This window comes from Streptomyces sp. NPDC045287, from assembly GCF_056432325.1.
Genome location: NZ_JBWKJG010000002.1, coordinates 347,666 through 371,413, shown reverse-complemented (window position 1 = coordinate 371,413; position 23,748 = coordinate 347,666). Strand labels below are relative to the sequence as shown.

The 23,748-nt window shown below is 74.9% G+C and carries 19 protein-coding genes and 1 pseudogene; 11 read left to right on the top strand and 9 right to left on the bottom strand.

The window, feature by feature from the left end:
• The first annotated feature begins 19 nt into the window (after positions 1-19).
• From AC07D6_RS04845 to AC07D6_RS04825, 5 genes are all read left to right on the top strand, one after another.
• Complete coding sequence (locus tag AC07D6_RS04845) at positions 20-859, top strand: carbohydrate ABC transporter permease (protein WP_315878005.1); 840 nt, start codon at positions 20-22, stop codon at positions 857-859.
• A 50-nt stretch (positions 860-909) separates the two neighbouring features.
• Entirely contained in the window at positions 910-2,286 is a 1,377-nt protein-coding gene (locus tag AC07D6_RS04840) for a GH1 family beta-glucosidase (RefSeq protein ID WP_479041995.1), read from the top strand.
• A gap of 74 nt (positions 2,287-2,360) precedes the next feature.
• Positions 2,361-2,864, top strand: coding sequence for a metallophosphoesterase family protein (locus AC07D6_RS04835; RefSeq protein WP_315877958.1), 504 nt, complete (start codon positions 2,361-2,363; stop codon positions 2,862-2,864).
• Between the two features lie 174 nt (positions 2,865-3,038).
• Positions 3,039-4,961 carry a protein-arginine deiminase domain-containing protein gene (locus AC07D6_RS04830; protein ID WP_479041992.1) on the top strand — a complete coding sequence of 641 codons (1,923 nt, stop codon included), beginning with the start codon at positions 3,039-3,041 and terminating at the stop codon, positions 4,959-4,961.
• Positions 4,962-5,624: 663 nt separating this feature from the next.
• Positions 5,625-5,864 carry a hypothetical protein gene (locus AC07D6_RS04825; protein ID WP_479041990.1) on the top strand — a complete coding sequence of 80 codons (240 nt, stop codon included), beginning with the start codon at positions 5,625-5,627 and terminating at the stop codon, positions 5,862-5,864.
• 490 nt (positions 5,865-6,354) lie between these two features.
• On the opposite strand, the gene AC07D6_RS04820 is transcribed toward AC07D6_RS04825, so the two are convergent.
• The 3 genes and pseudogenes from AC07D6_RS04820 to AC07D6_RS04810 all read right to left on the bottom strand — a co-directional run.
• Positions 6,355-6,576, bottom strand: a complete 222-nt coding sequence (locus tag AC07D6_RS04820; RefSeq protein ID WP_315877961.1) for a helix-turn-helix domain-containing protein — start codon at positions 6,574-6,576, stop codon at positions 6,355-6,357.
• Positions 6,576-7,073, bottom strand: a complete 498-nt coding sequence (locus AC07D6_RS04815) for a DUF2975 domain-containing protein (RefSeq protein WP_479041988.1) — start codon at positions 7,071-7,073, stop codon at positions 6,576-6,578. Before AC07D6_RS04815 ends, AC07D6_RS04820 begins: the two co-directional genes overlap by 1 nt.
• Before the next feature lie 311 nt (positions 7,074-7,384).
• Positions 7,385-7,948, bottom strand: a pseudogene (locus AC07D6_RS04810) (helix-turn-helix domain-containing protein); the annotation flags it as partial.
• 97 nt (positions 7,949-8,045) lie between these two features.
• Here AC07D6_RS04810 and AC07D6_RS04805 point away from each other — a divergent pair.
• A complete protein-coding gene (locus tag AC07D6_RS04805) occupies positions 8,046-9,464 on the top strand; it encodes an MFS transporter (protein WP_315877963.1) in 1,419 nt (472 codons plus the stop codon).
• Positions 9,465-9,685: 221 nt separating this feature from the next.
• On the opposite strand, the gene AC07D6_RS04800 is transcribed toward AC07D6_RS04805, so the two are convergent.
• On the bottom strand, positions 9,686-10,456 hold the full coding sequence (locus AC07D6_RS04800) for a PepSY domain-containing protein (RefSeq protein WP_479041986.1): 771 nt from the start codon (positions 10,454-10,456) through the stop codon (positions 9,686-9,688).
• A 133-nt stretch (positions 10,457-10,589) separates the two neighbouring features.
• On the opposite strand from AC07D6_RS04800, the gene AC07D6_RS04795 reads away from it, so the two are divergent.
• Both AC07D6_RS04795 and AC07D6_RS04790 read left to right on the top strand, forming a co-directional pair.
• Positions 10,590-11,255: a response regulator transcription factor gene (locus tag AC07D6_RS04795; protein ID WP_479041984.1), complete on the top strand. Its 666-nt coding sequence runs from the start codon at positions 10,590-10,592 to the stop codon at positions 11,253-11,255.
• Entirely contained in the window at positions 11,252-12,700 is a 1,449-nt protein-coding gene (locus AC07D6_RS04790; protein ID WP_479041982.1) for a sensor histidine kinase, read from the top strand. The genes AC07D6_RS04795 and AC07D6_RS04790 overlap by 4 nt, the downstream gene beginning before the upstream one ends.
• Here the strand turns inward: AC07D6_RS04790 and AC07D6_RS04785 are convergent.
• Positions 12,697-13,194: an NUDIX hydrolase gene (locus AC07D6_RS04785; protein WP_315877967.1), complete on the bottom strand. Its 498-nt coding sequence runs from the start codon at positions 13,192-13,194 to the stop codon at positions 12,697-12,699. The genes AC07D6_RS04790 and AC07D6_RS04785 overlap by 4 nt on opposite strands.
• A gap of 381 nt (positions 13,195-13,575) precedes the next feature.
• Positions 13,576-13,938: an ArsR/SmtB family transcription factor gene (locus AC07D6_RS04780; protein ID WP_315878006.1), complete on the bottom strand. Its 363-nt coding sequence runs from the start codon at positions 13,936-13,938 to the stop codon at positions 13,576-13,578.
• A 128-nt stretch (positions 13,939-14,066) separates the two neighbouring features.
• On the opposite strand from AC07D6_RS04780, the gene AC07D6_RS04775 reads away from it, so the two are divergent.
• The 3 genes from AC07D6_RS04775 to AC07D6_RS04765 all read left to right on the top strand — a co-directional run bounded on the left by AC07D6_RS04775 (position 14,067) and on the right by AC07D6_RS04765 (position 17,822).
• A complete protein-coding gene (locus tag AC07D6_RS04775; RefSeq protein ID WP_479041980.1) occupies positions 14,067-15,149 on the top strand; it encodes an NADH:flavin oxidoreductase/NADH oxidase in 1,083 nt (360 codons plus the stop codon).
• 249 nt (positions 15,150-15,398) lie between these two features.
• Positions 15,399-16,127, top strand: a complete 729-nt coding sequence (locus tag AC07D6_RS04770) for a hypothetical protein (protein WP_479041978.1) — start codon at positions 15,399-15,401, stop codon at positions 16,125-16,127.
• A gap of 954 nt (positions 16,128-17,081) precedes the next feature.
• Positions 17,082-17,822 carry a S1 family peptidase gene (locus tag AC07D6_RS04765; protein WP_315877970.1) on the top strand — a complete coding sequence of 247 codons (741 nt, stop codon included), beginning with the start codon at positions 17,082-17,084 and terminating at the stop codon, positions 17,820-17,822.
• Between the two features lie 194 nt (positions 17,823-18,016).
• On the opposite strand, the gene AC07D6_RS04760 is transcribed toward AC07D6_RS04765, so the two are convergent.
• The 3 genes from AC07D6_RS04760 to AC07D6_RS04750 all read right to left on the bottom strand — a co-directional run bounded on the left by AC07D6_RS04760 (position 18,017) and on the right by AC07D6_RS04750 (position 23,391).
• A complete protein-coding gene (locus AC07D6_RS04760; protein WP_479041976.1) occupies positions 18,017-20,269 on the bottom strand; it encodes a S9 family peptidase in 2,253 nt (750 codons plus the stop codon).
• A complete protein-coding gene (locus AC07D6_RS04755; protein ID WP_479041974.1) occupies positions 20,242-22,029 on the bottom strand; it encodes an N-acetylglutaminylglutamine amidotransferase in 1,788 nt (595 codons plus the stop codon). The genes AC07D6_RS04760 and AC07D6_RS04755 overlap by 28 nt, the downstream gene beginning before the upstream one ends.
• Before the next feature lie 198 nt (positions 22,030-22,227).
• Positions 22,228-23,391 (bottom strand): carboxylate-amine ligase, encoded by a 1,164-nt coding sequence (locus tag AC07D6_RS04750; protein WP_479041973.1) that lies wholly within the window; start codon positions 23,389-23,391, stop codon positions 22,228-22,230.
• Positions 23,392-23,748 lie beyond the last annotated feature (357 nt).

Below are 23,748 nucleotides of genomic sequence, written 5' to 3'. Positions count from 1 at the left end.
GCGCCGGGTCCGCTCCCCGATGGCCGCCCCGCGCTCCTTCCTGTGGAGCCGGCGGATCTTCCTGACGCTCCTCACCGCCTTCGTGCTGCTGCCGGTGTACGTCATGGCCTCCAGCTCGCTCAAGCCGCTCCAGGACGTGTCGGGCGCGTTCCAGTGGATCCCCTCCGGCCTCACCGTCCGCCCGTACGTCGACATCTGGAAGACCGTTCCGCTGGCCGACTACTTCGTGAACTCCCTGGTCGTGGCCGGGGCGGCGACCGTCTGCTCCGTCACGATCGCCGTGTTCGCGGCCTACGCGGTCAGCCGCTACTCCTTCCGCGGCAAGCGGGTCTTCACGGTCACGGTGCTCTCGACGCAGATGTTCCCCGGCATCCTGTTCCTGCTGCCGCTGTTCCTCATCTACGTCAACATCGGCAACGCCACCGGCATCGCCCTCTTCGGCTCCCGCGGCGGCCTGATCCTCACCTACCTCACCTTCTCCTTGCCCTTCTCCATCTGGATGCTGATCGGGTACTTCGACTCGGTGCCCAGGGACCTCGACGAGGCGGCCAAGGTGGACGGCTGCGGGCCGCTCGGCGCCCTCTTCCGGGTCATCGTGCCCGCGGCGGTCCCCGGCATCGTGGCCGTCGCCGTGTACGCCTTCATGACGGCGTGGGGCGAGGTCCTCTTCGCCTCCGTCATGACCAACGACACGACCCGCACCCTCGCCGTCGGCCTCCAGGGCTACGCCACGCAGAACGACGTCTACTGGAACCAGGTCATGGCCGCCTCCCTGGTCGTGAGCCTGCCCGTCGTCGCCGGCTTCCTCCTCCTGCAGCGCTACCTCGTCACCGGCCTGACCGCAGGTGCCGTCAAGTAGCGGCCCGCCTTCCCCGCCCCTCCCCTCCGATCACTCCAGAGAGGTTCTCTGTGTCCGATCCGATAGACCTCGCCGCCTTCCCCCCCGACTTCGTCTGGGGCACGGCCACATCCGCCTACCAGATCGAGGGCGCCGTCGCCGAGGACGGCCGGGCACCGTCGATCTGGGACACCTTCTCCCACACGCCGGGAAGGACCGACAACGGCGACCACGGCGACGACGCCTGCGACCACTACCACCGGTGGCCCGGGGACATCGCCCTCATGAAGGAGCTCGGCACCGACGCCTACCGGATGTCCGTCGCCTGGCCCCGCGTCGTCCCCGGCGGCGACGGGCCCGTCAACGCGGCCGGCCTCGACTTCTACGACCGCCTCGTCGACGGCCTCCTCGACGCCGGCATCACGCCCAACATCACCCTCTACCACTGGGACCTCCCCCAGGCCCTCCAGGACCGCGGCGGCTGGACCGTCCGCGACACGGCCGAACACCTCGCCGTCTACGCCTCCGCCGTCGCCGGGCGGCTGGGCGACCGGGTCACCCGTTGGGCCACCTTGAACGAACCGCTGTGCTCCGGGTGGATCGGCCACCTGGAGGGCAGGATGGCCCCCGGCCTCACCGACCTGACCGCCGCCGTGCACGCCTCGTACCACCTGCTCCTCGGTCACGGCCTGGCCGCGCAGGCGATCCGCGCGGCGGCGCCGGGCGCCCGGGTCGGGCTCGTGACCAACCACTCGACGGTGGATCCCGCCTCCACCCGGCCGGAGGACATCGCGGCGGCCACCCGCATGGACGGCCACACCAACCGCTGGTGGCTCGACCCGGTGTACGGCCGGGGCTTCCCCGCCGACATGCGCGAGCTCTACGGCGTCGCGCTGCCGGAGCGCCCCGGCGACCCGGCGACGATGGCCGTCCCGCTCGACTGGCACGGCCTCAACTACTACTTCCCCGTCACGGTCGCCGACGACCCGGCCGGCCCCGTCCCCCACGCCCGCGAGGTCCGCCTGCCCGGCGTGCCCCGCACCGGCATGGACTGGCAGATCGACGCCGACGGCCTGGAGGCGTTCCTGATGCGGCTGACCGACGACTACGGCGTCCGGCGGCTGTACGTCACCGAGAACGGCTCCGCCTTCCCCGACGCCGTCGGCCCCGACGGCACCGTCGACGACCCCGAGCGGACCCGCTACCTGGAACAGCACCTGAGCGCCTGCGCCCGCGCCGTGCGCAAGGGCGCCCCGCTCGCCGGCTACTACGCCTGGTCCCTGCTCGACAACTTCGAGTGGGCCTACGGCTACGACAAGCGCTTCGGACTCGTCCACGTCGACTACGCGACCCAGGCCCGCACCGTCAAGTCGAGCGGCCGCCGGTACGCGGACATCATCCGTGCCCACCGACAGGCCCACGCGCCGGCCGGAGCCCCGCGGAAGTGACGGGCGGCGGTGGCCGGCGCCCGGTGCCGCGCGTCCTCCGGACGGCGGTCCGGCGGCCCGCTACCGTCGGCCGGGTGGAACTGCTGCTGATGTCCGACACGCACGTGCCGGCGCGCGCCAAGGCGCTGCCCGGCGAACTCCTCGACCTGGTGCCCCGCGTGGACGTCGTGTTCCACGCGGGCGACTGGGTGGACACGGCCACGCTGGACCTCCTGCGGGCGCGTGCCCGGCGGCTGGTCGCGGTGTACGGCAACAACGACGGCCCGGACCTGCGGGCCCGGCTCCCGGAGGTGGCGTACGCCGAACTGGAGGGGCTGCGGTTCGCCGTGGTGCACGAGACCGGCCCGGCGCGGGGGCGCGAGCGGCGCTGCGCCGAACGGTTCCCCGACGTGGACGTGCTCGTCTTCGGCCACAGCCACATCCCCTGGGACTCCCCGGCCGGCGACCGGTTGCGGCTGCTGAACCCCGGTTCGCCGACCGACCGGCGGCGCCAGCCGCACCGCACGTACATGACGGCACGGCTGTCGGCCGGCCGACTCGCCGAGGTCCGCCTCCACCGACTGCCGCACGCCGTGTGAGCCCGGGCCCCGCCCGCCGCGCGCGGCACGCGCACGCCGCCGCGCCCGGATCCCGCCGTGACGCCCCCACGGCGGGATCCGGCCGAATCGCGGCCCCCCGCACGTCCCGCGCAACGCACGCGCGCCAGATGCCCTCTACCGGCTCGGAACATCGACTCTCACGAAGGGCACACGGTGCGCACGACGAGCCACATACGAGGCGCGGCACTCGCCGTATCGGTCATCGCGGCCATCCTGGCGCCGGCCACGCCGGTCCTCGCCGCCGAACCGCCGCGGGCGGACCTGCGGGCGGACGTGGACCGGGACGGGCGGGTGGACGTCGCGGGGGCGACGGACAACGCGGGGGAGGACACCTGGACGCAGACCCGGGGCGCGGTCGTCCTGCCCAACATCGACGACGACACGAGGCGGTGCCCGACGTCGGGCCCGGGCGGCAGGCCGCTGTCGGACGCGCAGCTCGCCGCCTGCAACGACGCCTCCGACACCAGGGTGAACGGTGCCGCCGACGCCGCCGACCTGGCCCGGGTGCGCTCCGTGCCGATGAGGGGCCTGTCCCCGTCGGCGAGCGGCACGCTGCGGGTCGTCGGCGGCGCCAGGAACACCCGGGTGTTCCTCAGGCGGGCCGGCGGGTGGGTGCGGGTCGACGCCGCCACCCGCCTGACGGCGGCGGAACTCAGGGCCGGTGCGGAGTTCGGCGTGGAGACCACCGACGTCGTACGCGACCACGCCCGCTGGGGCGGTCGCGCCGTCCTGCGCCTCACCGTCACCTCCCGCGGCACGACCACCTCGGACGACGTCACGCTCCGCGTGGCCCCGCTGCTCACCCACCATCACCTCCAGGCCGCCCAGCAACTGTTGGTCACCAGGGTCGCGGGCACGGACGCCTACGCGCGGCGACAGCAGGCGTTCGTGCGGGGACTGGCGGCGGAGGCGACGGCCGCCGGCATCACCGCCCCGCTGTTCACCTTCGACAGGTACCAGGACGTCTGGGCGCAGGACTTCGTCGAGCCCGGGTACGTGAGCATGGCCGGCCCCGGTGGCCGCCGCCAGGTGATCCGCGTGATGCTGCGCTCGGCCCAGCCGGACCGGGCGGCCGGCCGGGAGCTGTTCGAGAGGCTGCGCGGCAGGGGCGTCGGCGTGGTCCAGGTCTCGGGGGTCCGCGAGTCGGAGGAGTGGACCCTGAACTCGATGGGCAACCTGGAGACCGTCCCGCCGTACACTCACGCCGGGCGTTCCTTCCCCGCCGGGCGCATCGTCATGGGCGAGCGCAAGGACGACGGCTCCAAGCCCGCGCGGGCCATGCGCGCACTGCTGGGGGCCCAGGGCTTCCAGGACCCGTTGCTCCTGGACACGTCCTGGCTGCACGTGGGGCACGTCGACGAGTTCGTGCAGTTCCTGCCGGCGCCGGGCACGCCGCGCGGCTGGAGGATCGGCATCGCGGACCCGGAGGCGGGGCTGCGGCTGCTGCGGGACGCGCAGAGGGCCGGGCACGGCACGGCGCGGATGTTCTCCGTGCCCGGCAGCAAGGACCTGCCCGCGCCCCGGGAGACCATCGACCAGGCGCTCGCCTCGAAGTGGCTGGTGGCCGACAACACGATGGCCGCGCAGCGCATCAGGGCCAACCTGGAGGTCCTCAAGCGCGAGACGGGCGTGACGGACGCCGAGGTCGTACGCGTTCCCGCGCTGTACACCCGCGGTACGGAACACGGCGAACGCGGGGAGCGGGTGCCGCGGCTGACGCGCCTGGGCGCGGGGGACGTGCCGGAGGCGGTCGGCGAGTACGGGCAGCAGAAGCGGCTCGCACGCGGGGGCGGGCGCGCGGCGGGGCCGGGGCGGGCCGTGATGACGAGCGCGTACGTGCCCGGCGCGGTCAACGGGGTGCTGTTGGGCCGGGACCGCTACCTGGCCCCGAAGCAGTGGGGGCCGGTCGTCGGGGGCGAGGACCTCTTCACGGCCGCCGTCACCGCCGCGTACACCCGCGCCGGGCTGAAGGTCTCGTACATCGACGACTGGGAGACGTACCACCTCGGCATGGGCGAGGTGCACTGCGGCACCAACACCCTGCGCGACGCCTCCGCCGCCTGGTGGAAGCGGTAGGACCGGCCGTCCGCACACCCGTTCCGCCCCGCTCCACGGCGAGTCCGCCGTGGACCGGGGCCGCCGTGGACCGGGCCGCCAGAGGCCGTCCCCCGGCCTGCTCCCGTCCCGGGACGGACGTGTCCCCGCAGGTCGGACGCTCCGGGATCCCGTCCTGCGGGAAGCGTGCGGGACCCGCTTGCCGGTGCCCCGGCGGCCTGTTCCCATGGTGGTCACCGCTACGGCGGCCGGCCCCGACGGGCTCGCCGCGCTCACAGCGGTTCGTCCACCCACCGGCCCCCGTCCGAGGGGAGCCTCCCGCACGGCCGCCGGAGCCCGATCACCTCCGGAGCGGCACGGGCACCGGCGCACACGACAGACACGACGGCCCCGTCCCGGGGCACGTGCGTGCCGCCGTGCCCGCGGCGCCCGCGTACGGACACCGGCGGGCCGGTCCGGAGAAACCTGGAGGAAGAAGCATGAACACGAGCACGACGTCGCCCAAGCCCGCACGCCGCGCCCGTCCGGCGGGACGGCGGCACAAGGGACTGCTGGCGGCCCTCACCGTCCTCGTCGTGGCCGGGCGCCTTCGCCTCGGCCACCCCGGCCCGGGCGGCGACCCACCCGCTCGACTGCCTCATCACCGGGGGCCCGGCCTACACGGGCTGCTCGGGCAAGCTCACCGTGCACCCGGGTCAGCGGCTCGACGTGGACCTCGTCTCCTCCGGCGGCAAGCAGGTCCGCTTCTGCGCCGAGCCGTTCGGGGGAGGCATCGACTTCGAGTGCTCCGGCTGGCTGAATCCCGGCGCCCACACCGCCACGGTGTGGCGCAACGGGACGGGGCAGACGAAGTACGTGCAGCTCATCGCCGGGAAGAGGGCCACGGTGCACGTCCACGCCCAGGGCCGCTACCACATCCACTGACCGGCGGGCGGGGCGGGGAGCGGTCCGTCCCCGACGCACGACGCCGGCCGGTTCCCGCGGGGGCCGGCCGGTGTCCCGTGCGCGGGCGGACGGGCCCCGAGCGGCTTGCTCCTCCCGTGGCGTGAGGCCCCACGAGCCCTGCCCCGAAGGTCGTCCTCATGACACGGCGCGGCGCCCGCCGCGGCCGGCCCCCTGCGACGCCCCCGGATGAACGACCCGCCGTCCTACGGGAGTTGGCGTGCCCTCCGCTGGACGTGATGTCCGCGGTGGGCCGGACGTGGTCCGGGCGCACGGGACGGGCCGCTGCCTCCGGGCCGGCCGCGAGGGCCCGCGCCGCCCGACCGCCCTGACGCGGGTGCGGGACGCGGGGGTACGGGGCCGGGCCGAGGACGGCCCCGGCCCGGCGGAAGCGGCTGAGCGGTGCGACCCCGGGGTCGGGGGCGCCGACACGGTGCGTGTCGTCCTGGTGCTCGGTGCCCCGGCGACGGTCTCAGCCGTCGGCCGCGTCCCCGGCCTCCCAACGCAGCAGGTCCCCGGGCTGGCAGTCGAGCGCTTCGCAGAGCGCGGCGAGCGTCGCGAAGCGCACCGCCTTGGCGCGACCGTTCTTGAGCACCGCCAGGTTGGCGGGGGTGATGCCGACGCGTTCCGCGAGCTCGCCCACGGACATCTTCCGCTTGGCCAGCATCACGTCGATGTCGACGGCGATCGGCATCAGATGACCTCTTCCAGCTCGGCCTGCATCCGCGCCGCCTCGGCGTCGCGCGCGACGGCCTGGGCGAGCAGCATCCGCAGCACCAGCACGACGAGCGCCACCCCCAGCACGGCCACGCCCACCCCGCCGACGAGCAGCACCACGCCGGGGGCGACGGCCTCGCCCAGCGCCAGGACGACCCCCAGCGCGAACACCAGGAGGGCGGCCGCCACCATCGCGCCGATCACGATGTGCACGTACCGGAAGGCCGCGTGGGAGAACACGGTTCCGCGCCGCACCATCGTCACCAGCCGCCACACGCAGACCAGGACGACCTGGGCCGCCACGATCCCCAGGAGCACGATCACGACGATCGGGACGCGCAGGTGCCCGAGGTCCCCGCCGACCTCCTCCAAGTCGACGGCCAGCAGCGGCACCATCACCGACTGCACGAACAGCGACCCCGCGAGCAGCGCCACGAGCACGGCGCGCAGCGCGAACACCGGTAGGTTTCCCATTCATCTCTCCTTCGATCGAGCAGCGATGGAAATCTATCGATATTCGATAGGCGCAGCAAGGCTGGGGGCGTCCGGGCGGGAATCCGGTACCGGCTCGTGACCGCGTGCGCGCGTGACCGGCGCGGGCGTGACCGGCGCGGGCGTCAGGAGACGGCCGGCGATGGGGTCGTGTCCGTCACCTCCGTCGTGTCCGTCACCTCCGTCGTGTCCGTTGTATCCGTCGCATCCGTCGTGTCTGTTGTATCCGTCACCTCCGTCACCTCGGTTGCCTCGATCGCCTCGTCCGCCGGGGCGGCACCGGGCGGCGCGGACGGTCTCGTACGGACGACGGCCTGGTCGCCCCGCGGTCCGAACAGGTGCAGGATCTCCACCACCCCCGTGCCCGCCGGGCCGAACCAGTGCGGTTCCCTGGCGTCGAACTCGGCCACCTCCCCCGGGCGGAGGGTGAGTTCCTCCTCCCCCAGGAGCAGCCGCAGTTCGCCCGCGAGGACGTAGAACCACACGTGGCCGTCGTGGGTCACCAGCCTCGGCTCGCGGGGCGCCAACACCTGCTTGTAGACCTGCACCCGGCCCGGGTACTGCGTCAGGGGCACCACCACGCCCTTGCGCCCCTGGTGGAAGGGCGTGAGGTGCACCCGGGGGTCGCCGGTGGCCGGCGCGGCGACCAGCTGGTCGAGCGCGACGCGGTGGGCGCGAGCGAGCGGGATGAGCAGGTCCAGGGTCGGTCGCCGCCGGCCCGTTTCCAGGCGGGACAGGGTGCTCACCGAGATGCCCGTCGTCGCCGCGAGCGCCTCCAGCGTGATCCCGCGGTCCTTGCGCAGGGTGCGCAGCCGTGGCCCGATGCCGTCAATTATCTGTTCGATCTCCGCGTCCATGGCGACCAGTTTGCGGTTTCCGCAAGACCGGTGGGCGACGGGTGCCGCCCGGTCCGAGCATGGCCGGGCACATACTCCCGGACGTACGAGGTGGACCGTGGTCACGACGACTCTCCCCGCTCAGCCCCTCCTCAGCGCGCGCAGACGCTGGACGGTGCTGGCCGTCTGCTGCCTGAGCATGTTCCTGGTGGGGTTGGACACCACCATCGTCAACGTCGGCCTGCCGGCGATCGGGAGCGGCCTGGGAGCCGGGACCCGCGCCCTCGAATGGACCGTGGACGCCTACACCCTCGTCCTGGCGGGCCTGCTGGTCTCCTCCGGGGCGCTCGCGGACCGGTGGGGCCGGCGACGGGTGTTCCGGGCGGGGCTGGTCGTGTTCGGCGCGGCCTCGCTGGCCTGCGCGGTGGCCCCTTCGGTGGGCGTGCTCGTCGCGGCCCGGGCCGCCCAGGGAATCGGCGCGTCGATGCTCAGCCCCGTGGCCCTCGCGATCGTGGTGAACGCGATGCCCGACCCGAAGGAGCGGGCGCGGGCGATCGGCGTCTGGGCGTCGGTCTTCGGGCTGAGCATGGCGGCCGGTCCCGTCGCGGGCGGCGCCCTCATCGCGGGGTTCGGCTGGCGGTCGGTGTTCTGGATCAACGTGCCGGTCGTCGCGGTCGCCCTCGTGCTCAGCGCGGTGTTCGTACCGGAGTCCCGGGCCCGGCGGGCGCCGCGGCTCGACCTTCCGGGGCAGGCCCTGCTGGCCGTGGCCGTCGGGGCCTCGGTCGGGGTGCTCATCGAGGGCCCGCACATCGGCTGGACGTCGCCCGCGGCACTCGCCGCGTACGCGTTCGCCCTCGCGGCGGCGGCCGGGTTCGTGTGGGTCGGGTCCCGCCGCCGCGAGCCGCTGATGGACCCGCGCCTCTTCCGTCGACCGGCGTTCAGCGCTGCGGTCCTGGGCGCCGTGGCGGTCTTCGTCGCGCTGAACGTGACGCTGCTGCTCAACACCTTCTACCTGCAGCACGCCCGGGGTTGGACGGCACTGGCCACCGGGGTGGCGACCCTGCCCATGGCCGTGGGGGCGACCGTCTGCGCGCCCTGGTCCGGCCACCTGGTGGGCCGCACCGGACCGCGACCGCCCCTCCTCCTGGCCGGTGCCTTCCTCACGGTGGGCGGACTCTGCCTGGTCCGGCTCGACCAGCACACGAGCGTGCCGCTCCTCCTGCTGGCGTACCTGCTGATCGGCATCGGGTTCGGCTTCGCCAACGCCCCGCTCACCAACACCGCGGTGAACGGCCTGCCTCCCGCCCGTGCCGGCGTGGCCGGAGCGATCACGTCCACCGCGCGCCAGTGCGGCGCCGCGCTCGGCGTCGCCGCCGCCGGCGGCCTCGTCGCGGGGAGCGGCCCGGAGGCGCTCGCCCACGCGTCCCGCCCGGGCTGGTTCCTGGTCGCCGCCTGCGGGGTGCTCCTGTTCCTCGTGGCCCACGCGTCCCGGCCGGGGAAGGACGCCCCCCGGCCCGTACCGCCGGCGGGGCGGTGAGCCGCACGGCCCACCGCGACGCCCCGCCGTCCCGCCCGGCCGGCTGAACACCCGCCCGTACGGGGACCTCGCCGGAACCGGTCCGTCCACGGGGGCCGCGGCCGGTACGGCGCGGCCCGGGGCGGGCGGCGCCGCCCCGCCCCGCAGAGGGTGTTCCTTCTCGGGGACGGCGGTCGGAGACGGCCGTCCGGGGGCCGGGGGCCGGCGCCGGGAGCACGCGATCAGTCGTCCGCGGCGTCATCCGCCTCGTCGTCCGCGGCGGCGGGGGTGCGCGCCGTCCCGGCCGATCCGGCCGCTCCCGGCACCTCGGCGTCGACCGTCGTCTCCCTCTCCGTCCCGTCCGCGTTCCGCAGCTCCACCTTCCACCCGCCGTCGTCGTCGAAGTCGACCGAGGTCACCGTGGCACCGGCGTGGGACTTGAGCGCCTCGGCCGTCGCCTGCGCGGCGTTCACCCCGGCCGCGCGCAGCGCGGCGCGCTCCGACCGGTCGTCGTCCGTGCCGTCGTCGTCCCGGTCGTCCCCGGAGGTCACGGTCGCCTTCGAGGCGTCCACCCGCAGCTCGTGCGTCCGGTCGCCCTTCCCCAGGACCTCGACCTCCCAGTGGGTGGCGTCGTCGTCCAGCTCGGCCGACGCCACCACGCCCGGCGTGGACTCCAGCGCGGCGGCGATCGCCTGCGCGGCCGTGACCGAACCCGCCGGGACCGCCCGGTCGTCGTCGCGGTCGTCGTCGCGGTGGTCACGGTCGGCCTCGTCGCCGGAGTCGTCGCGGTCACCGGAGTCAGCGCGGTCGTCGGCCTCGGCGTCGTCGGTGTTGTCGGTGTTGTCGGCGTCTTCGGCGTCTTCGGCGTCGTCTCCGTCGTGGACTCCCACCGCCTCCGCCGCCGTCCGCAGTGACGGGGTCGCGTCGCCGCCGACCGCCGCCACGGCCGTGTACGCACCGCCGCCGACCAGGGCGGCCGCCGCCAGCGTGGCGATGACGAGATTGCGCTTCATGGATGTTCCTCCTCCGTACCGGACACGGTTCGTGCCGTTCGCCGATGACGGTGTCCACTCTGGCCGCCGGACGCTGAAGGCAGCCTGAAGCCACCTGAAGGGCTCTTCAGCTTCGGTCTGCCACCCTGGGCCCATGAGGTTGTTGATCGTGGAGGACGAGAAGCGGCTCGCGGCGTCCCTCGCCGGGGGGCTGAGGGCTGAGGGCTACGCCGTGGACGTCGTCCACGACGGGCGCGAAGGGCTCCACCTCGCCACCGAGACCGCGTACGACCTCCTGGTGCTCGACATCATGCTCCCCGGCATGAACGGCTACCGAGTCTGCGCGGCCCTGCGCGCCGCCGGGAACGACGTGCCGATCCTGATGCTCACCGCCAAGGACGGCGAGTACGACGAGGCGGAGGGCCTGGACACCGGCGCCGACGACTACCTGACCAAGCCCTTCTCGTACGTGGTGCTCGTCGCCCGGGTCAGGGCCCTGCTGCGGCGCCGCGGCCGGAGCGCGGCCTCGCCGGCGCTCGGCGTCGGGGACCTGCGCGTCGACACGGCCGCCCGCCGGGTGTTCCTCGGCGACGACGAGGTGGCGCTGACGGCGAAGGAGTTCGCCGTACTGGAACAGCTGGCCCGTCGCGCGGGCGAGGTCGTCGGCAAGCCGGAGATCATGGCGCACGTGTGGGACTTCGCGTACGAGGGCGATCCGAACATCGTCGAGGTCTACGTCTCCGCCCTGCGCCGCAAGCTCGGCGCGCACCGCATCCAGACCGCTCGCGGTGCCGGGTACCGGCTGGTGGCGACCCCATGAGGTCGGTCCGCGCCCGGGCGGCGCTCGGAGCCACCCTCGTCGTCGCCGTCGCGCTGGTGGCGGCCGGTGCGGTGCTGCTCCAGGTGCTCCGCTCGAACCTGCTCGACCAAGCAGGGTTGCAGGCCGAGATCGCCGCGCGCGAGGTCGCCGCCCAGCTCGCCCTCGACCGGCCGCCGAACCGGCTGGACCTCCCCGACGACGGTGACCGTCCGGTCCAGGTCGTCGAGGAGGGCGGCCGCGTGGTCGCGGTCAGCGAGGGCCTGGAGGCGATCTCCGGGACGTCGAGCGGGGCGGTCACGCCCGTCCCGTCGCCCGCGTCCTCCCCCGACGGCGAGGACGGCGGGGACCGGGACGAGGACGACGACGGCACGCCGGCCCGCGGCGAGGTCTCCGCCGACCCGCCCCGCTTCACCTCCGGCAGCGCCACCGTCGACGGGCGGCGGGCCGCGTACCGGTTCGCCGCGGTGGAGGTCGCCTCCGGCGGCGAACAGCGGACCTACACCGTCCACGCGGGGGCGCCGCTGGCGACCGAGCGGAACGCGGTGGAGACGGTGCGCACCGCGATGCTCGTCGGGCTGCCGGTGCTGCTCGGCGTGGTCGGAACGGTGACGTGGTTGGTCACGCGCCGGGCGCTGCGGCCCGTCGAGGCGATCCGCAGGGAGATGGCCGCGATCACCGCGTCCGAGGACCTCTCCCACCGGGTGCCCGAGCCCGGTTCGCGGGACGAGGTCGCGCGGCTGGCCCGCACGACGAACGAGACGCTCGCGGCGCTCGAAGCCTCCGTGGAGCGGCAGCGCCGGTTCGTCGCGGACGCCTCGCACGAACTGCGCAGCCCCATCGCGTCGTTGCGCACCCAGCTGGAAGTGGGTGCGGCGCACCCGGAGCTGCTCGACCTGGGGGGCGCGGTCGAGGACACCGAACGCCTCCAGCAGCTCGCCACCGACCTGCTCCTGCTGGCGAGGCTGGACGCCGGCGAACGGCCCGCGACGAGGCGCGTGGACCTGGCGGCGCTGCTCCGGGAGGAGGTGGCGCAGCGCCGCGGCGACCGCGTCCCCGTCACCGTGGCGGTGCGCGGGGAGGGCTGCGAGGTGACCGGGTCGCCCGGTCAGCTGCGCAGGGTCCTCGCCAACCTCCTCGACAACGCGCAGCGGCACGCGGCCGCTTCGGTCACCGCGTCGGTCCGGGGCACGGCGGACCGGGTCGAGGTCGTCGTGTCCGACGACGGGGCGGGCGTGCCGGAGGAGGACCGCGAGCGGATCTTCGAACGGTTCGTGCGCCTGGACGACGCCCGCAGCCGCGACGACGGCGGCGCCGGGCTCGGACTGGCCATCGCCCGTGACGTGGCCGGTCGCCACGGCGGCACGATCACCGTCGGCGCGGAGGAGGGCGGGGGCGCGCGGTTCGTCCTGTCCCTGCCCCGGGCGGCGGGTCCGGGGCGGGTCTAGGCGCGCGGACGGTCGCTCAGCACCCGGGCGATCAGGTCGTGGACCAGGTACTCGCCCGGGCCCCGGTTCTCCTTGAGGCGGGGCAGGTCTTCGGGGCCGAACCAGGCGTGGGCGGTGTGCTCGGGCCACTCCAGGGCGGGGCGGTCCAGGTCGCCGTCGACCTCGACGAGGTAGTCGGCCTCGTGCCGCGTCACCCCGTCGTCGCCGGTCCAGGTGGTGACGCCGAGCAGGCGCCGTATCCGGCGGGGCCGCCAGCCGGTCTCCTCCGCCACCTCCCGGGCCAGGGCCTCCAGCAGGGACTCGCCCGGCTCCACGTGCCCGCCGACGATGTCCCAGCAGTCGGGGAAGAGCCTCCGGTCCGGGCCGCGCCTCTGGGCGAAGGCGCGGCCGTCCCCGTTGACGATCACCGCCCCCACCGCCCACGTCTCGCCGTCGCGGGGCACGGGGAACTCGACGCCGCCGTCGACGGCGATGCGGTGCTGGTCGCGTGACATGGCCCCACTGTAGGTCCCGGGGCGGGACCGCCGGCCCCCGCCGGACGGGCCGGTTCGCCCGCCGCGGCCACCGGCCCCCGGCGCGTCTCCGGCGAAGGCCGCCCGTCCGTACGCGAGGCCCTGACGGGATCACGCGGGATCGCGAGCCGAGGGGGCGGGGCCCTTCCGGTCCGGTTCCGCGTCCCCTTCCCGGTCCTCGTCCCGCCGCTCCTGCTGCCGCCCGGGTCCTGGGGCGTACCCCGAGCAGTTTCCCGGCCCCGGGCCGTACGGGGTCGGTCGTAGCGGGGCGGCACGACGCGGCGCGGCGGCGCGGTGTGCGGGGCACGGCCCGTCGCCCTCCGGTCCGCCCGGGCTCCCCAGCTCCCCGCCCCCGCCGCCCCGCTACGAGCCGGTGGGACGACGGGCGGCCTGCGCCCCGGCGGCGGCGAGGACGGCGTCCAGGAGGCCCGGGAAGAGGGCGTCCAGGTCGTCGCGGCGCAGGCCGTTCATCTTGGCCGTGCCGCGGTAGGTCTGGCGGATGACGCCGGCCTCGCGCAGGACGCGGAAGTGGTGGGTGCAGGTCGACTTCGTGACGGGCAGCTCGACGTGCGAGCAGGCGACCTCCGCGTCCGCCGCGGCCAGTTCGCGCACCACGCGCAGCCGCATCGGGTCGGAGAGCGCGTGGAGGACGCCTTCGAGGCGGATCTCGTCGCGCGCGGGGTGCGCGAGCTCGCGCGGGCTGGTCGCGGCGGACGCGCGGGGCACGGGTGTCACGGGGGCTCCAGACTCGTCGGATGCCCCCATTGTACGAAGTCCCTCGTATTTTGACAGACGACGTACTACGAGGGTTACCGTACGAGTCGTACACCCGTACCGCCCGAATGGAGTCCGCCGTGAGCGCACTGTTCGAACCCCGCACCCTGCGGTCGCTGACCGTCCCCAACCGCGTCTGGATGGCGCCGATGTGCCAGTACAGCGCCGAGGCGACCGGCCCGCACGCGGGCGTGGCGAACGACTGGCACTTCGCCCACTACGCGGCCCGCGCCACCGGCGGTACCGGCCTGATCCTGCTGGAGGCGACCGCCGTCTCCCCCGAGGGCCGGATCAGCCCGTACGACCTCGGCATCTGGAACGACACCCAGGTCGAGGCACTGCGCCGGATCACCGGCTTCCTCAAGGGCCAGGGGACGGTCCCGGGCCTCCAGATCGCCCACGCCGGGCGCAAGGCGTCCACCGACCGTCCGTGGAAGGGCGGCGCCCCGGTCGGTGCGGACGAGCACGGATGGCAGCCGGTCGCCCCGAGCGCGGTGCCCTTCGACGAGGGCCACCCGGTGCCCGAGGAGCTGTCCCGGGACCAGATCCGGGCGGTCGTCGGGCAGTTCGCGGCGGCGGCGCGGCGCGCCCTCGACGCGGGCTTCGAGGTCGTCGAGATCCACGGTGCGCACGGCTACCTGATCGGCGAGTTCCTCTCCCCGCACAGCAACCGCCGGACCGACGCGTACGGCGGCTCCTTCGAGAACCGCGCGCGCTTCGCCCTGGAGGTCGTCGACGCGGTGCGGGAGGTGTGGCCCGGGGAACTGCCGGTGTTCTTCCGCATCTCGGCCACCGACTGGCTGGAGGAGGGGGAGGGCTGGACGGCCGACGACACGGTGCGGTTCGCCGCCCTGCTCAAGGAGCACGGCGTGGACCTGCTCGACGTGTCGACCGGCGGAAACGCGCCGCACGTGCGCATCCCGGTCGGCCCGGGCTACCAGGTGCCGTTCGCGGCGCGCGTGAAGGCGGAGACGGGGCTGCCGGTCGCCGCGGTCGGGCTGATCACCGAGGCCGAGCAGGCGGAGAAGATCGTCGCCAACGGGGAGGCGGACGCGGTGCTGCTCGGCCGCGAGCTGCTGCGCAACCCGTCCTGGGCGCGGCACGCGGCGCGCGCGCTCGGTGGCGACGTGCACGTGCCGGACCAGTACCACCGCGCGGTCTGACCCCGGCCGACGGCGTCGCGGCGCCGTCAGGACGCCGCCGTACGCCGAGGGACGCCGTACCGGGAAATGCCCGTACGCCGAGAGACGCCGTATCCCGGAAGATGCCCGTACCCCGGGAGACGCCGTACCCCGGGAGCGGGCCGCGGACCCGCGAGGAGGACCCGGTCCGCGGTCCCGTCTCGGGCGGGTGCCCCCGCCCCGTTCGGCCGCCGGGTGGGGCAGGGGCCGCCGGCCGTGCACACTGTGCGGATGGACGATTTCCCCCCGGTGCACCGCGACCCCACCCCCGAGCTCTACGGACGCCTGCGCGTGCGGACCGAGGACCTCGGTCCGGCCCGCTGGCTCGCCGCCGGCGGTCCCGGGGTGGGCGAGTTCGGGACGGTGGCCGGTGTCGCCGCGGCCGGGTTCGCCGCGTACGCCCGCGTGCTGCACCCCGCCTCCCTGGGCGACCGGCCGGTGCGGTGGTCGACGGTGGCCGCGGCGTACGGGCGCGAAGTGGCGCCGGACACGCGCTGGCACCAGTTGATCGGGGTGGACCGCGACCACCGGGACACCTCCGGTTCCGGCCTGCCCGGCGTCTGGGACGAGCATCCGGCGGAAGGGCCGACTCCGCCCGATGTGGCCCGGGCCCTCATCCCGGTCCTCGCCCGGCACACGCGGACGCCCGACCGTTGCTGGTACGGCCTGTGGAACGGCTACGGACGATGGGACTTCGACCCGGTGCCGTCCTTCCAGACGCCCGGCCGGGAGGAGGTGCTGCTCGCCGGAACACTGGCCGAAGTCGTCTCCCCGGTGACCCTGGACGAGTTCGCCGAGCTGCCCGACCTGTGGTGGCCGGAGGACCGCGCCTGGTGCCTGGGGGGCGACGTGGACCTGGTGAGCACGTACGTCGGCGGGTCGGAGGCGCTGATAACCGACCTGCTGGCCTCCCCGGAGCTGGAGGCGCACCGGGTGGCGCCCGGCGACGCCGTCGACTGACGCGTTCACCGGCGTCTTCCCCCGCGCCTTCGGGCCCTCGGGGTCACCGGGGCCGCGCGTCCGGCTGACGCGCCGGCCGCCGCCCTCCGGGGCGCCCCCTCCGAGACGCCGCTCCCCCGGGCCGCCGGACTCCGCTACGGAGCTTCGGGACGCGGCGGGCAACGCGAACCGCACGCCGGTCAGGCGCTCCGACAGCTCCCACAGGCGGCGGCCGGTCCCACCGTCGGCCGCCGCGGGCGACAGCCGCACCCGGGCGGGCCCGCCGCGCAGTTCGGCCGTGCCGTGCGGCCCGTGGAAGTCGCCACCCGAGACGTCCGGGGCCGTGGCCGCGTACAGCTGGGGCAGCGCGCTCCGCTCCGCGGACTGCGCGAGGGGGCGAGGAGGTACCCGAACAGCACCTTCACCCCGCCGACCGACCCTGACGCTCCGGCATCCTCCGTCCGCGCCCCGCGGTGTGCCGGAGGCCGCCCGCCCATGGCGGCGGGCCTACGGATTCCCGGCGGGAGCAGCCTTTCTCCGCATAAAGGTCCAGACCATTCCTTTTCTCTTTACTATGCCCTAAACCGCATGTCTACGCGCATCGCCGCCGGCTGCACCAATGGCCTCCTGAAGGGCTCCAGCGAGCACATCGCGCCGGTGCGGCGATCTGCGGGCGGCACCACGGGAGGGGCGGCACCTCGCCGGAACCGTCCCGTCCGACCCCTTCCCTCTCCCAGCAAAGGGCGGTTTTACTTGCGCAATTGACGAAGCGTTACCTGCTCTCACCGAACCTCCGGGGCACTTCCCGCCGCCGACCCCTTGCGTGAGCGGCGACTCGTCTGCCAGATTCGCCCCAGCCGCACATGGCATGCACGCGACAGGTTCACCCGACCGCCGCGCGCACCCACTAGCTGCATACCTATGCAGCGGAGTCCTCATGAAGGACGCGACAACCCCCACACAAGGGAGACCAACGTGCGAACAAGCAGGCTGATACCCGCGCTCGCGACCGCCGCGCTGGCGGTACTGGGGCTCGCCCCCACGGCGACGGCGCAGACGACGACTGCCGGCAGTGCGCCGGCCTCGGTGTCCGAGGCCGCCTCCGTCCAGCCCATCATCGGCGGCGGTTACGCCAGCAACGCCCCCTGGGCGGCCCGGCTGTTCTCCAACGGCCGGCAGACCTGTAGCGCCACGATCATCGCCCCGACCTGGATCCTGACCGCCAAGCACTGCGTGAGCGGCGGCGGCCTGTCCTTCCGCATCGGCAGCCTCGACCAGAGCAGCGGCGGCACGCTGGCCAACGGTGTGAGCATCCACAACCACGCGTCCTCGGACCTGTCCCTGGTCAGGCTGGACCGCTCGGTGGCGGGCACGTACGCCCGCCTCGGCCAGCCCGGCTCGGTGTCGGTGAACCAGACCGTCCAGGTGTACGGCTGGGGAGCGACGTCCCAGTGCGGCTCCGAGGCCAACTGCCAGTCGCAGTACCTGAAGGTCGCCAACGTCATCGTGAGCGGCGGCTGCCGCGACGCCTACAACGGCTCGGCCATCTGTGCCCGCCGCGGCGACGGCATCACGGCGGGCGGCGACTCCGGCGGCCCGATGATGGCCAACGGCGTCCAGGTCGGCGTCGCCTCGACCAGCGACCGGCAGACCACCACCGCGTACACGAACGTGACCGCGTACCGCTCCTGGATCCAGAGCATCGCGGGCGTGTGACCGCCCCTCTCCTCCTCCGCGCGGTGACCGCCCGCGCGGAGGAGGGGGGCAGGGGCGCACGGCGCCCCGCCGGCCCGGCACCGGCACGGCTCGGCCGCGTCGGTGCCGGGCCGTGTCGGTCCGCCTCGGCCCGCGGGAAGCGCGGGGCAGGCGCCCCGTGACCCCGCGCGGGCACCGGCCGGGGACCGTCCCGGTCAGTCCTCGCCCTGGCCGAAGGGCGCCGCCCCGGCGCCTCCACCGATGAGGTGGCGTTCCAGCCAGTCGGCCGCGGTACGACGGAACAGGCGCCTGTTGTCGGCCCGCTGGAACTCGTGGCCCTCGTCGCGGAGCGTCAGCAGCTCGGCGGCGATCCCCCGCTCCCTGGCCGCCCGTACGAACTGCTCCGACTCGCCGGGCGGCACGTTCGTGTCGTACTCGCCGTGGACTGCCAGCACCGGCACGCGCAGGGCGTCCACCCGGTGCAGCGGCGACAGCGACCGCAGCAGGTCGCGGTCCCGTTCCGGATGGCCGTACTTGTGCGCGGCCGACTCGGCGATCCAGGGCTCCGTACCGGCGAAGAACGACTGGAAGTCGGACATGCCGCACACGGCCACGCCCGTGCGGAACAGCTCCGGGTGCCACACCAGGGAAGCCATGACGAGGTATCCGCCGTACGAGCGGCCCATCACCGCCAGCCGCGACGGGTCCGCCGGACCGGCGAGCACGGCGTGCGCGGCGCAGTCGGCGACGTCCTCGATCGCGGCGAACCGGCCCGTGCCGAGGTCGGCGTCCACGAAGGTCCGCCCGTGGCCCGACGAACCGCGCACGTCCGGCGCGAAGACGTCGAAGCCGCGGCCCAGCAGCTCGTGGTACAGCGGGTCGAGCACGGGGCGTTCCTGCTCCTCGGGGCCGCCGTGCAGGTGGATGACGCAGGGGGCCGGCCAGGTGGGGGCCCGGCCCGGCGCGCGGTAGTACCAGCCGCTCAGCGGCATCCCGTCGCGCGCGGTGAACCGGTGCCGGACCGGCCGCGTGGGGCGGCGGCCGGGCGGCACCGCGTCCTCGTCGCGGGAGGACCACGACGTCATGAGCGGGGCCCCGGCCCCGGGCAGCCACCAGATCCCGGGGCGCCGCCGCGAACCGCTCAGGGCGATCGCCGCCCCGCCGGTACCGGCGGGCACGACCCGGGTGGCGACCTCGTGGGGCAGCGGTACGGCCCGCCCCGCCTCCGTCGCGGGAGCGGCGGCGTCCGGGGCGTTCGGGGCGGCCCCCGGAAGGGGCCGGAACTCCAGTTCGCTCACCCCTCCGTCGTTCCACGCCAGGAAGGCGCCGCGGCCCTCGTGGGCCACCGCGAGGAGTTCCAGATCGACACCGGCGCGCTCGGCGGCCACCGACAGCCGGGCGATGCTCCCGTCGGGCGCCAGGTCCGCGCCCAGCAGGGCGGCGAACTCCCGGTCGGCGTCGCTGCGGAGCCAGAGCCGGCTCCCGTCCGGTGAGAACGCGCCGACCCACGGATCGCCGTCGGCGACCGGTACGGCCGCCGCCGCCCGGAGGTCCGCCAGGCGGACCACGACGGCCTCCCGCCGGTTGCGGGGCCCGCGCCGCAGCACCGCCAGCCGGCCGTCGCGGCTGACGTCGCAGACGCGCAGCGTGGCGGCCGTCCCCTCGACGGCCACCAGCACGGGCGCCGCCACCCCGTCGGGGTCGATCAGGTACGCCGCCAGTCCGTTGCCCGCCCGCACCGTGGGCGCCCCGGGGGACGGCGCGCCCGGTGCGGCGTGCCCGGTTCCCGGCAGCGGCGCCCCGCCGAACGGGGTGGCGCCGGGGGCGCGGAAGGCGGGGTCGACGTCGCCGCGGTGCGTGCCGCCCAGCAGGACGGCGTGGCCGTCGCGTTCGCTCCAGCCCGCGGCCGGCCCCACGGTCTGCGGCTCCCCCGGTTCGGCCGGCTCCCCGGGCGGGGCGGCGCCGGGGGCGGCCGTCGCCGGGCCGGTCACGGCCGGCGCGGCGACGGTGACCGCGACGGCGGAGCCGTCGTGGAGCCAGCACCCCAGGTAGGCGGAGGTGCCGGGCTCCGCGCCCGCGAGGACGCGGCGCCCGGTGCCGTCGGGGCGTACGCACAGCACCCGGGAGTGCTCGCCGCCGCCCGGCCGGGTCGTGTAGGCGATCCACCGGCCGTCCGGCGACCACGACACCTCGGACACGGGGTCGGGCCCGGCGTCGAGGAGGTGCGCCTCCTCGCCGTCCACCGGCCCGGTCCACAGCTGCGGCACCCCGCCGCGGTCGCAGATGAACGCGACCCGCGCCCCGTAGGGGTCGGCCGACGGGTACCAGCAGCCGTGGGCGGTGAGCCTGACCGGTTCGTCCCGGGCCCCTTCGGCCGGTGCCAGGGGCACGGCCGAGGGGGCCGCGACTGGGATGTCGTGGCCGTCCCTCCGGGGACCCGTCAGCTGATGCCGTGCTTCTGCAGCCATAGCTCCAGCAGCGCTACCTGCCACAGGCCGTTCGCCCCTCGCCTCGTACGGTGCTCGTCGGGTGCGGCGAGGAGCTCCGCCACGTACTCCTCGCGGAAGACGCCGCGGGCCGCGGCCTCGGGGGCGCTCAGCGCGTCGCGCACCCGGTCGAGGACCGGACCGGCCATGTGCTTGATCGCGGGTACGGGGAAGTACCCCTTGGGCCGGTCCACCACCTCGGCGGGCAGCAACTTGCGGCCGGCCTCCTTGAGCACGCCCTTGCCGCCGTGGGCGAGCTTCAGCTCGGGCGGACAGGCCGCGGCCAGCTCGACCAGCTCGTGGTCGAGGAACGGTACCCGGGCCTCCAGGCCCCAGTCCATGGTCATGTTGTCGACGCGCTTGACGGGGTCGTCGACGAGCATGACGTGGGTGTCCAGCCGCAGGGCGGCGTCGAGGGCGGTCTGCGCGCCGGGCGCCGCCATGTGGTCGCGCACGAACCGCTGCGACACGTCCTCGTCGGGCAGCAGGTGCGGTTGGACGATGCGGGCCAGATCGGCGTGCGTGCGGTCGAAGTACGCCTCCGCGTACGCCTCCGGCGCCTTGTTCCGCTCGGGCACCGCGAGGCGCGGGTACCAGTGGTAGCCGGCGAAGACCTCGTCCGCGCCCTGGCCGCTCTGCACCACCTTGACGTGCTCGGCGACCTGCCGCGACAGCAGGTGGAAGGCGATCACGTCATGGCTCACCATGGGCTCGGACATCGCCGCGACGGCCGCGTCCAGCGCGTCCGACACCTCGGTGGAGGGCACCATCAGCTCGTGGTGGTCGGTGGCGAACTGCTCGGCCATCAGCCGGGAGTAGCGGAACTCGTCGCCCTCCTCGCCGCCGGCCGACTCGAAGCCGACGCTGAACGTCGCCAGGTCGCGCTGCCCCTCGTCGGCGAGGAGCGCCACGACCAGGCTGGAGTCCAGGCCGCCGGAGAGCAGCACGCCCACGGGGACGTCGGCGACCATGCGGCGCCGCACGGCGACGCGCAGCGCCTCCAGCACGGCGTCCCGCCATTCGTCGGGGCTCATCCCCTCGTGCTCCGGGCGGCGCGTGTACGACGGCTGCCAGTAGCGGTGGTCGCGGTGGGTGCCGTCCGGCTCGATCACGCGGACCGTGGCCGGGGGGAGCTTGCTCACGCCGGTGAGGATCGTGCGGGGCGCGGCGACGGTCGCGTGCCAGGTCAGGTACTGGTGGAGGGCGACCGGGTCGATCGAGGTGTCCACCCCGCCGGCGGCGAGGAGGGCCGGCAGGGACGAGGCGAACCGGAGCCGTCCGGGGGCGGTCGCCAGGTACAGGGGCTTGATGCCGAGCCGGTCGCGGCCCAGGACGAGCCGACCGGTGCGGTGGTCGAAGAGCGCGAACGCGAACATCCCGTAGAAGTGGTCGACGCAGTCCGTGCCCCACTGGAGGTACGCCTTGATCAGCACCTCCGTGTCCGACGTGGACACGAAGCGGTGACCCAGGCGTCGCAGTTCCGCCCGCAGTTCCCGGTAGTTGTACAGGCAGCCGTTGAAGACGCCGGTCACCTGGCCGTCCGCGCCGTCGGACATCGGCTGGGCGCCCCGGTCGGACAGGTCGATGATCTTCAGCCGGCGGTGGCCCAGGGCGACGGGGCCCTGTGTCCACAGGCCCTCGCCGTCGGGGCCGCGCGGTGCCAGCCGGTCGTTCATGCGCCGTACCGCGTCCAGGTCCGGGCGTCCGCCGTCGAACCGTATCTCGCCGCTCAGACCGCACATCGCGTGTCACCTCCCGCGCGGAGCGCCTCGTCCTCCTCGCCGCCGCGCGGCCGTGAGGCGCGGGCGTCCATGCGGCAGGCGAATGCGGTGTCGCCGCACATGTGGGTCCTCCTTCTGGTGTTTCTCGTGTTTCTCATGCGTGTTCCGTGGCGGACGGCCCGGCCCGGGGCGCGTGGCGCCGCCGGGCACGGGCGCGGGTCAGCCCCCGATGGGCTCCACGGGACCGCGGGGCACGCTCTGTCGGGCGGCCTTCGGGGCCGCCTGGGCCACGTGGCCGCCCGGGCCGCGCGTCAGGGCGATCAGCTCGTCGACGCAGGCCAGCATGTCCTCGCGGGCGGCGACGCGGCGCAGCCGGTGTGCGGCGCTGCCGTCGGCGAGGGCCTTCTCCGTCAGCTCCCGCACGGTCTCCCAGTCCCCGCACTCCTCCAGCTCCGGGCGCAGACGCGCCAGCATGGTCCGTACGACGCGGGCCGCGGGGGCCGGGCGGCGGGACACCGGGTCGATCAGGTCGCCCTCCAGGCCCGAGCGCGCCGCCCGCCAGGTGGCCGCGCGCAGCCACTCGTGCCGGCCGTCGCACCGCGGGGACCCGCCTGCGGCGATGCGCGCGGTCGCCCGCATCACCAGGGCCCGGAAGACCGCCGCGATCAGGACGACCGTCTCGGCGCTCGGGGAGGAGTCGCAGACGCGGAGCTCCAGTGTGGGCTGGTGGTCGGAGGGCCGGAGGTCGTAGTAGATCATCCCCGGGTCGGTGACCACGCCGGACGCGATCAACTCGTTGACCGCGGCGTCGTACGCGGCCGCGTCGGAGAAGCAGCCCGCCGGGCCGGCGGTGGGCCAGCGCTGCCACAGCATGGTGCGCCAGCTCGCGTAGCCGGTGTCCGCGCCCGCCCAGAAGGGCGAGCTGGCGGAGAGCGCCAGCAGCACGGGCGCCCAGGGCGAGATCAGGCACATCATCCGGACCGCGGTGTCGCGGTCGGGGACGTCGACGTGCACGTGGGTGCCGCAGATGAGCTGCTCGTCGGCGATCTGCCGGTACTCCGACACCATGTGCCGGTAGCGGCGGTCCGGCGTCACGCGGCCGGCGCCGTTGCCCGCGAACGGCACGGTGCCCGCCGCCACCACCGCCAGCCCGTTGCCCGCGGCGTTGCCGCCGAGCCGCGCCCGCGACTGGATCAGGTCGGCCCAGAGGGCGTCCGTCGTGGTGTGGACGTCACTGTTCGACTCGACGATCGACTGCAGCAGCTCCGTGGTGAAGCGCCGCTTCGGCAGGCCCTGGAGCACGTCTCCGGCCCGGGGCACCAGCATCCCGGTCTCCACCTCGAGGACATGGAACTCCTCCTCCACTCCGACAGCCAGTGTCACCGTCACTCCTCAGGCCAGTGCGCGGCCCGACCGCGCTCGTACACTCCGAATGCCCTGAAGATCGGACAACACGCCTGGACCCTTTCATTCCGGAATACGGAATTCCAATTCCGCTGTACGAGAGGGTCGGCCTCTTCGACGGACGCCGACCGACGGCCCCGGACGACCGGCGCGACCCGGAGCCGCGCGCTCCACCGCACGGCCGACAGCCGCGGCTCCACCGCCACGGCCGGTCGCCCCGTCGTCCCGCCGCGCAACCGGGAGCCCTTCCCCTCCGGCCGCCCCACGGCCGTACGGCACCACCGCCCACCGCCCCGCCTCGACGGGGCCGCCCGCCACCCGGAGCGGACACCGTCG

Excerpts from the sequence above, each read along its gene's own strand:
- AC07D6_RS04845 (WP_315878005.1), top strand. The coding sequence starts at position 20 with ATGGCCGCCCCGCGCTCCTTCCTGTGGAGCCGGCGGATCTTCCTGACG.
- AC07D6_RS04820 (WP_315877961.1), bottom strand. The coding sequence starts at position 6,576 with ATGCCGATCGCCGTCGACATCGACGTGATGCTGGCCAAGCGGAAGATG.
- AC07D6_RS04815 (WP_479041988.1), bottom strand. The coding sequence starts at position 7,073 with ATGGGAAACCTACCGGTGTTCGCGCTGCGCGCCGTGCTCGTGGCGCTG.
- AC07D6_RS04800 (WP_479041986.1), bottom strand. The coding sequence starts at position 10,456 with ATGAAGCGCAATCTCGTCATCGCCACGCTGGCGGCGGCCGCCCTGGTC.
- AC07D6_RS04795 (WP_479041984.1), top strand. The coding sequence starts at position 10,590 with ATGAGGTTGTTGATCGTGGAGGACGAGAAGCGGCTCGCGGCGTCCCTC.
- AC07D6_RS04790 (WP_479041982.1), top strand. The coding sequence starts at position 11,252 with ATGAGGTCGGTCCGCGCCCGGGCGGCGCTCGGAGCCACCCTCGTCGTC.
- AC07D6_RS04785 (WP_315877967.1), bottom strand. The coding sequence starts at position 13,194 with ATGTCACGCGACCAGCACCGCATCGCCGTCGACGGCGGCGTCGAGTTC.
- AC07D6_RS04770 (WP_479041978.1), top strand. The coding sequence starts at position 15,399 with ATGGACGATTTCCCCCCGGTGCACCGCGACCCCACCCCCGAGCTCTAC.
- AC07D6_RS04760 (WP_479041976.1), bottom strand. The coding sequence starts at position 20,269 with ATGGCTGCAGAAGCACGGCATCAGCTGACGGGTCCCCGGAGGGACGGC.
- AC07D6_RS04755 (WP_479041974.1), bottom strand. The coding sequence starts at position 22,029 with ATGTGCGGTCTGAGCGGCGAGATACGGTTCGACGGCGGACGCCCGGAC.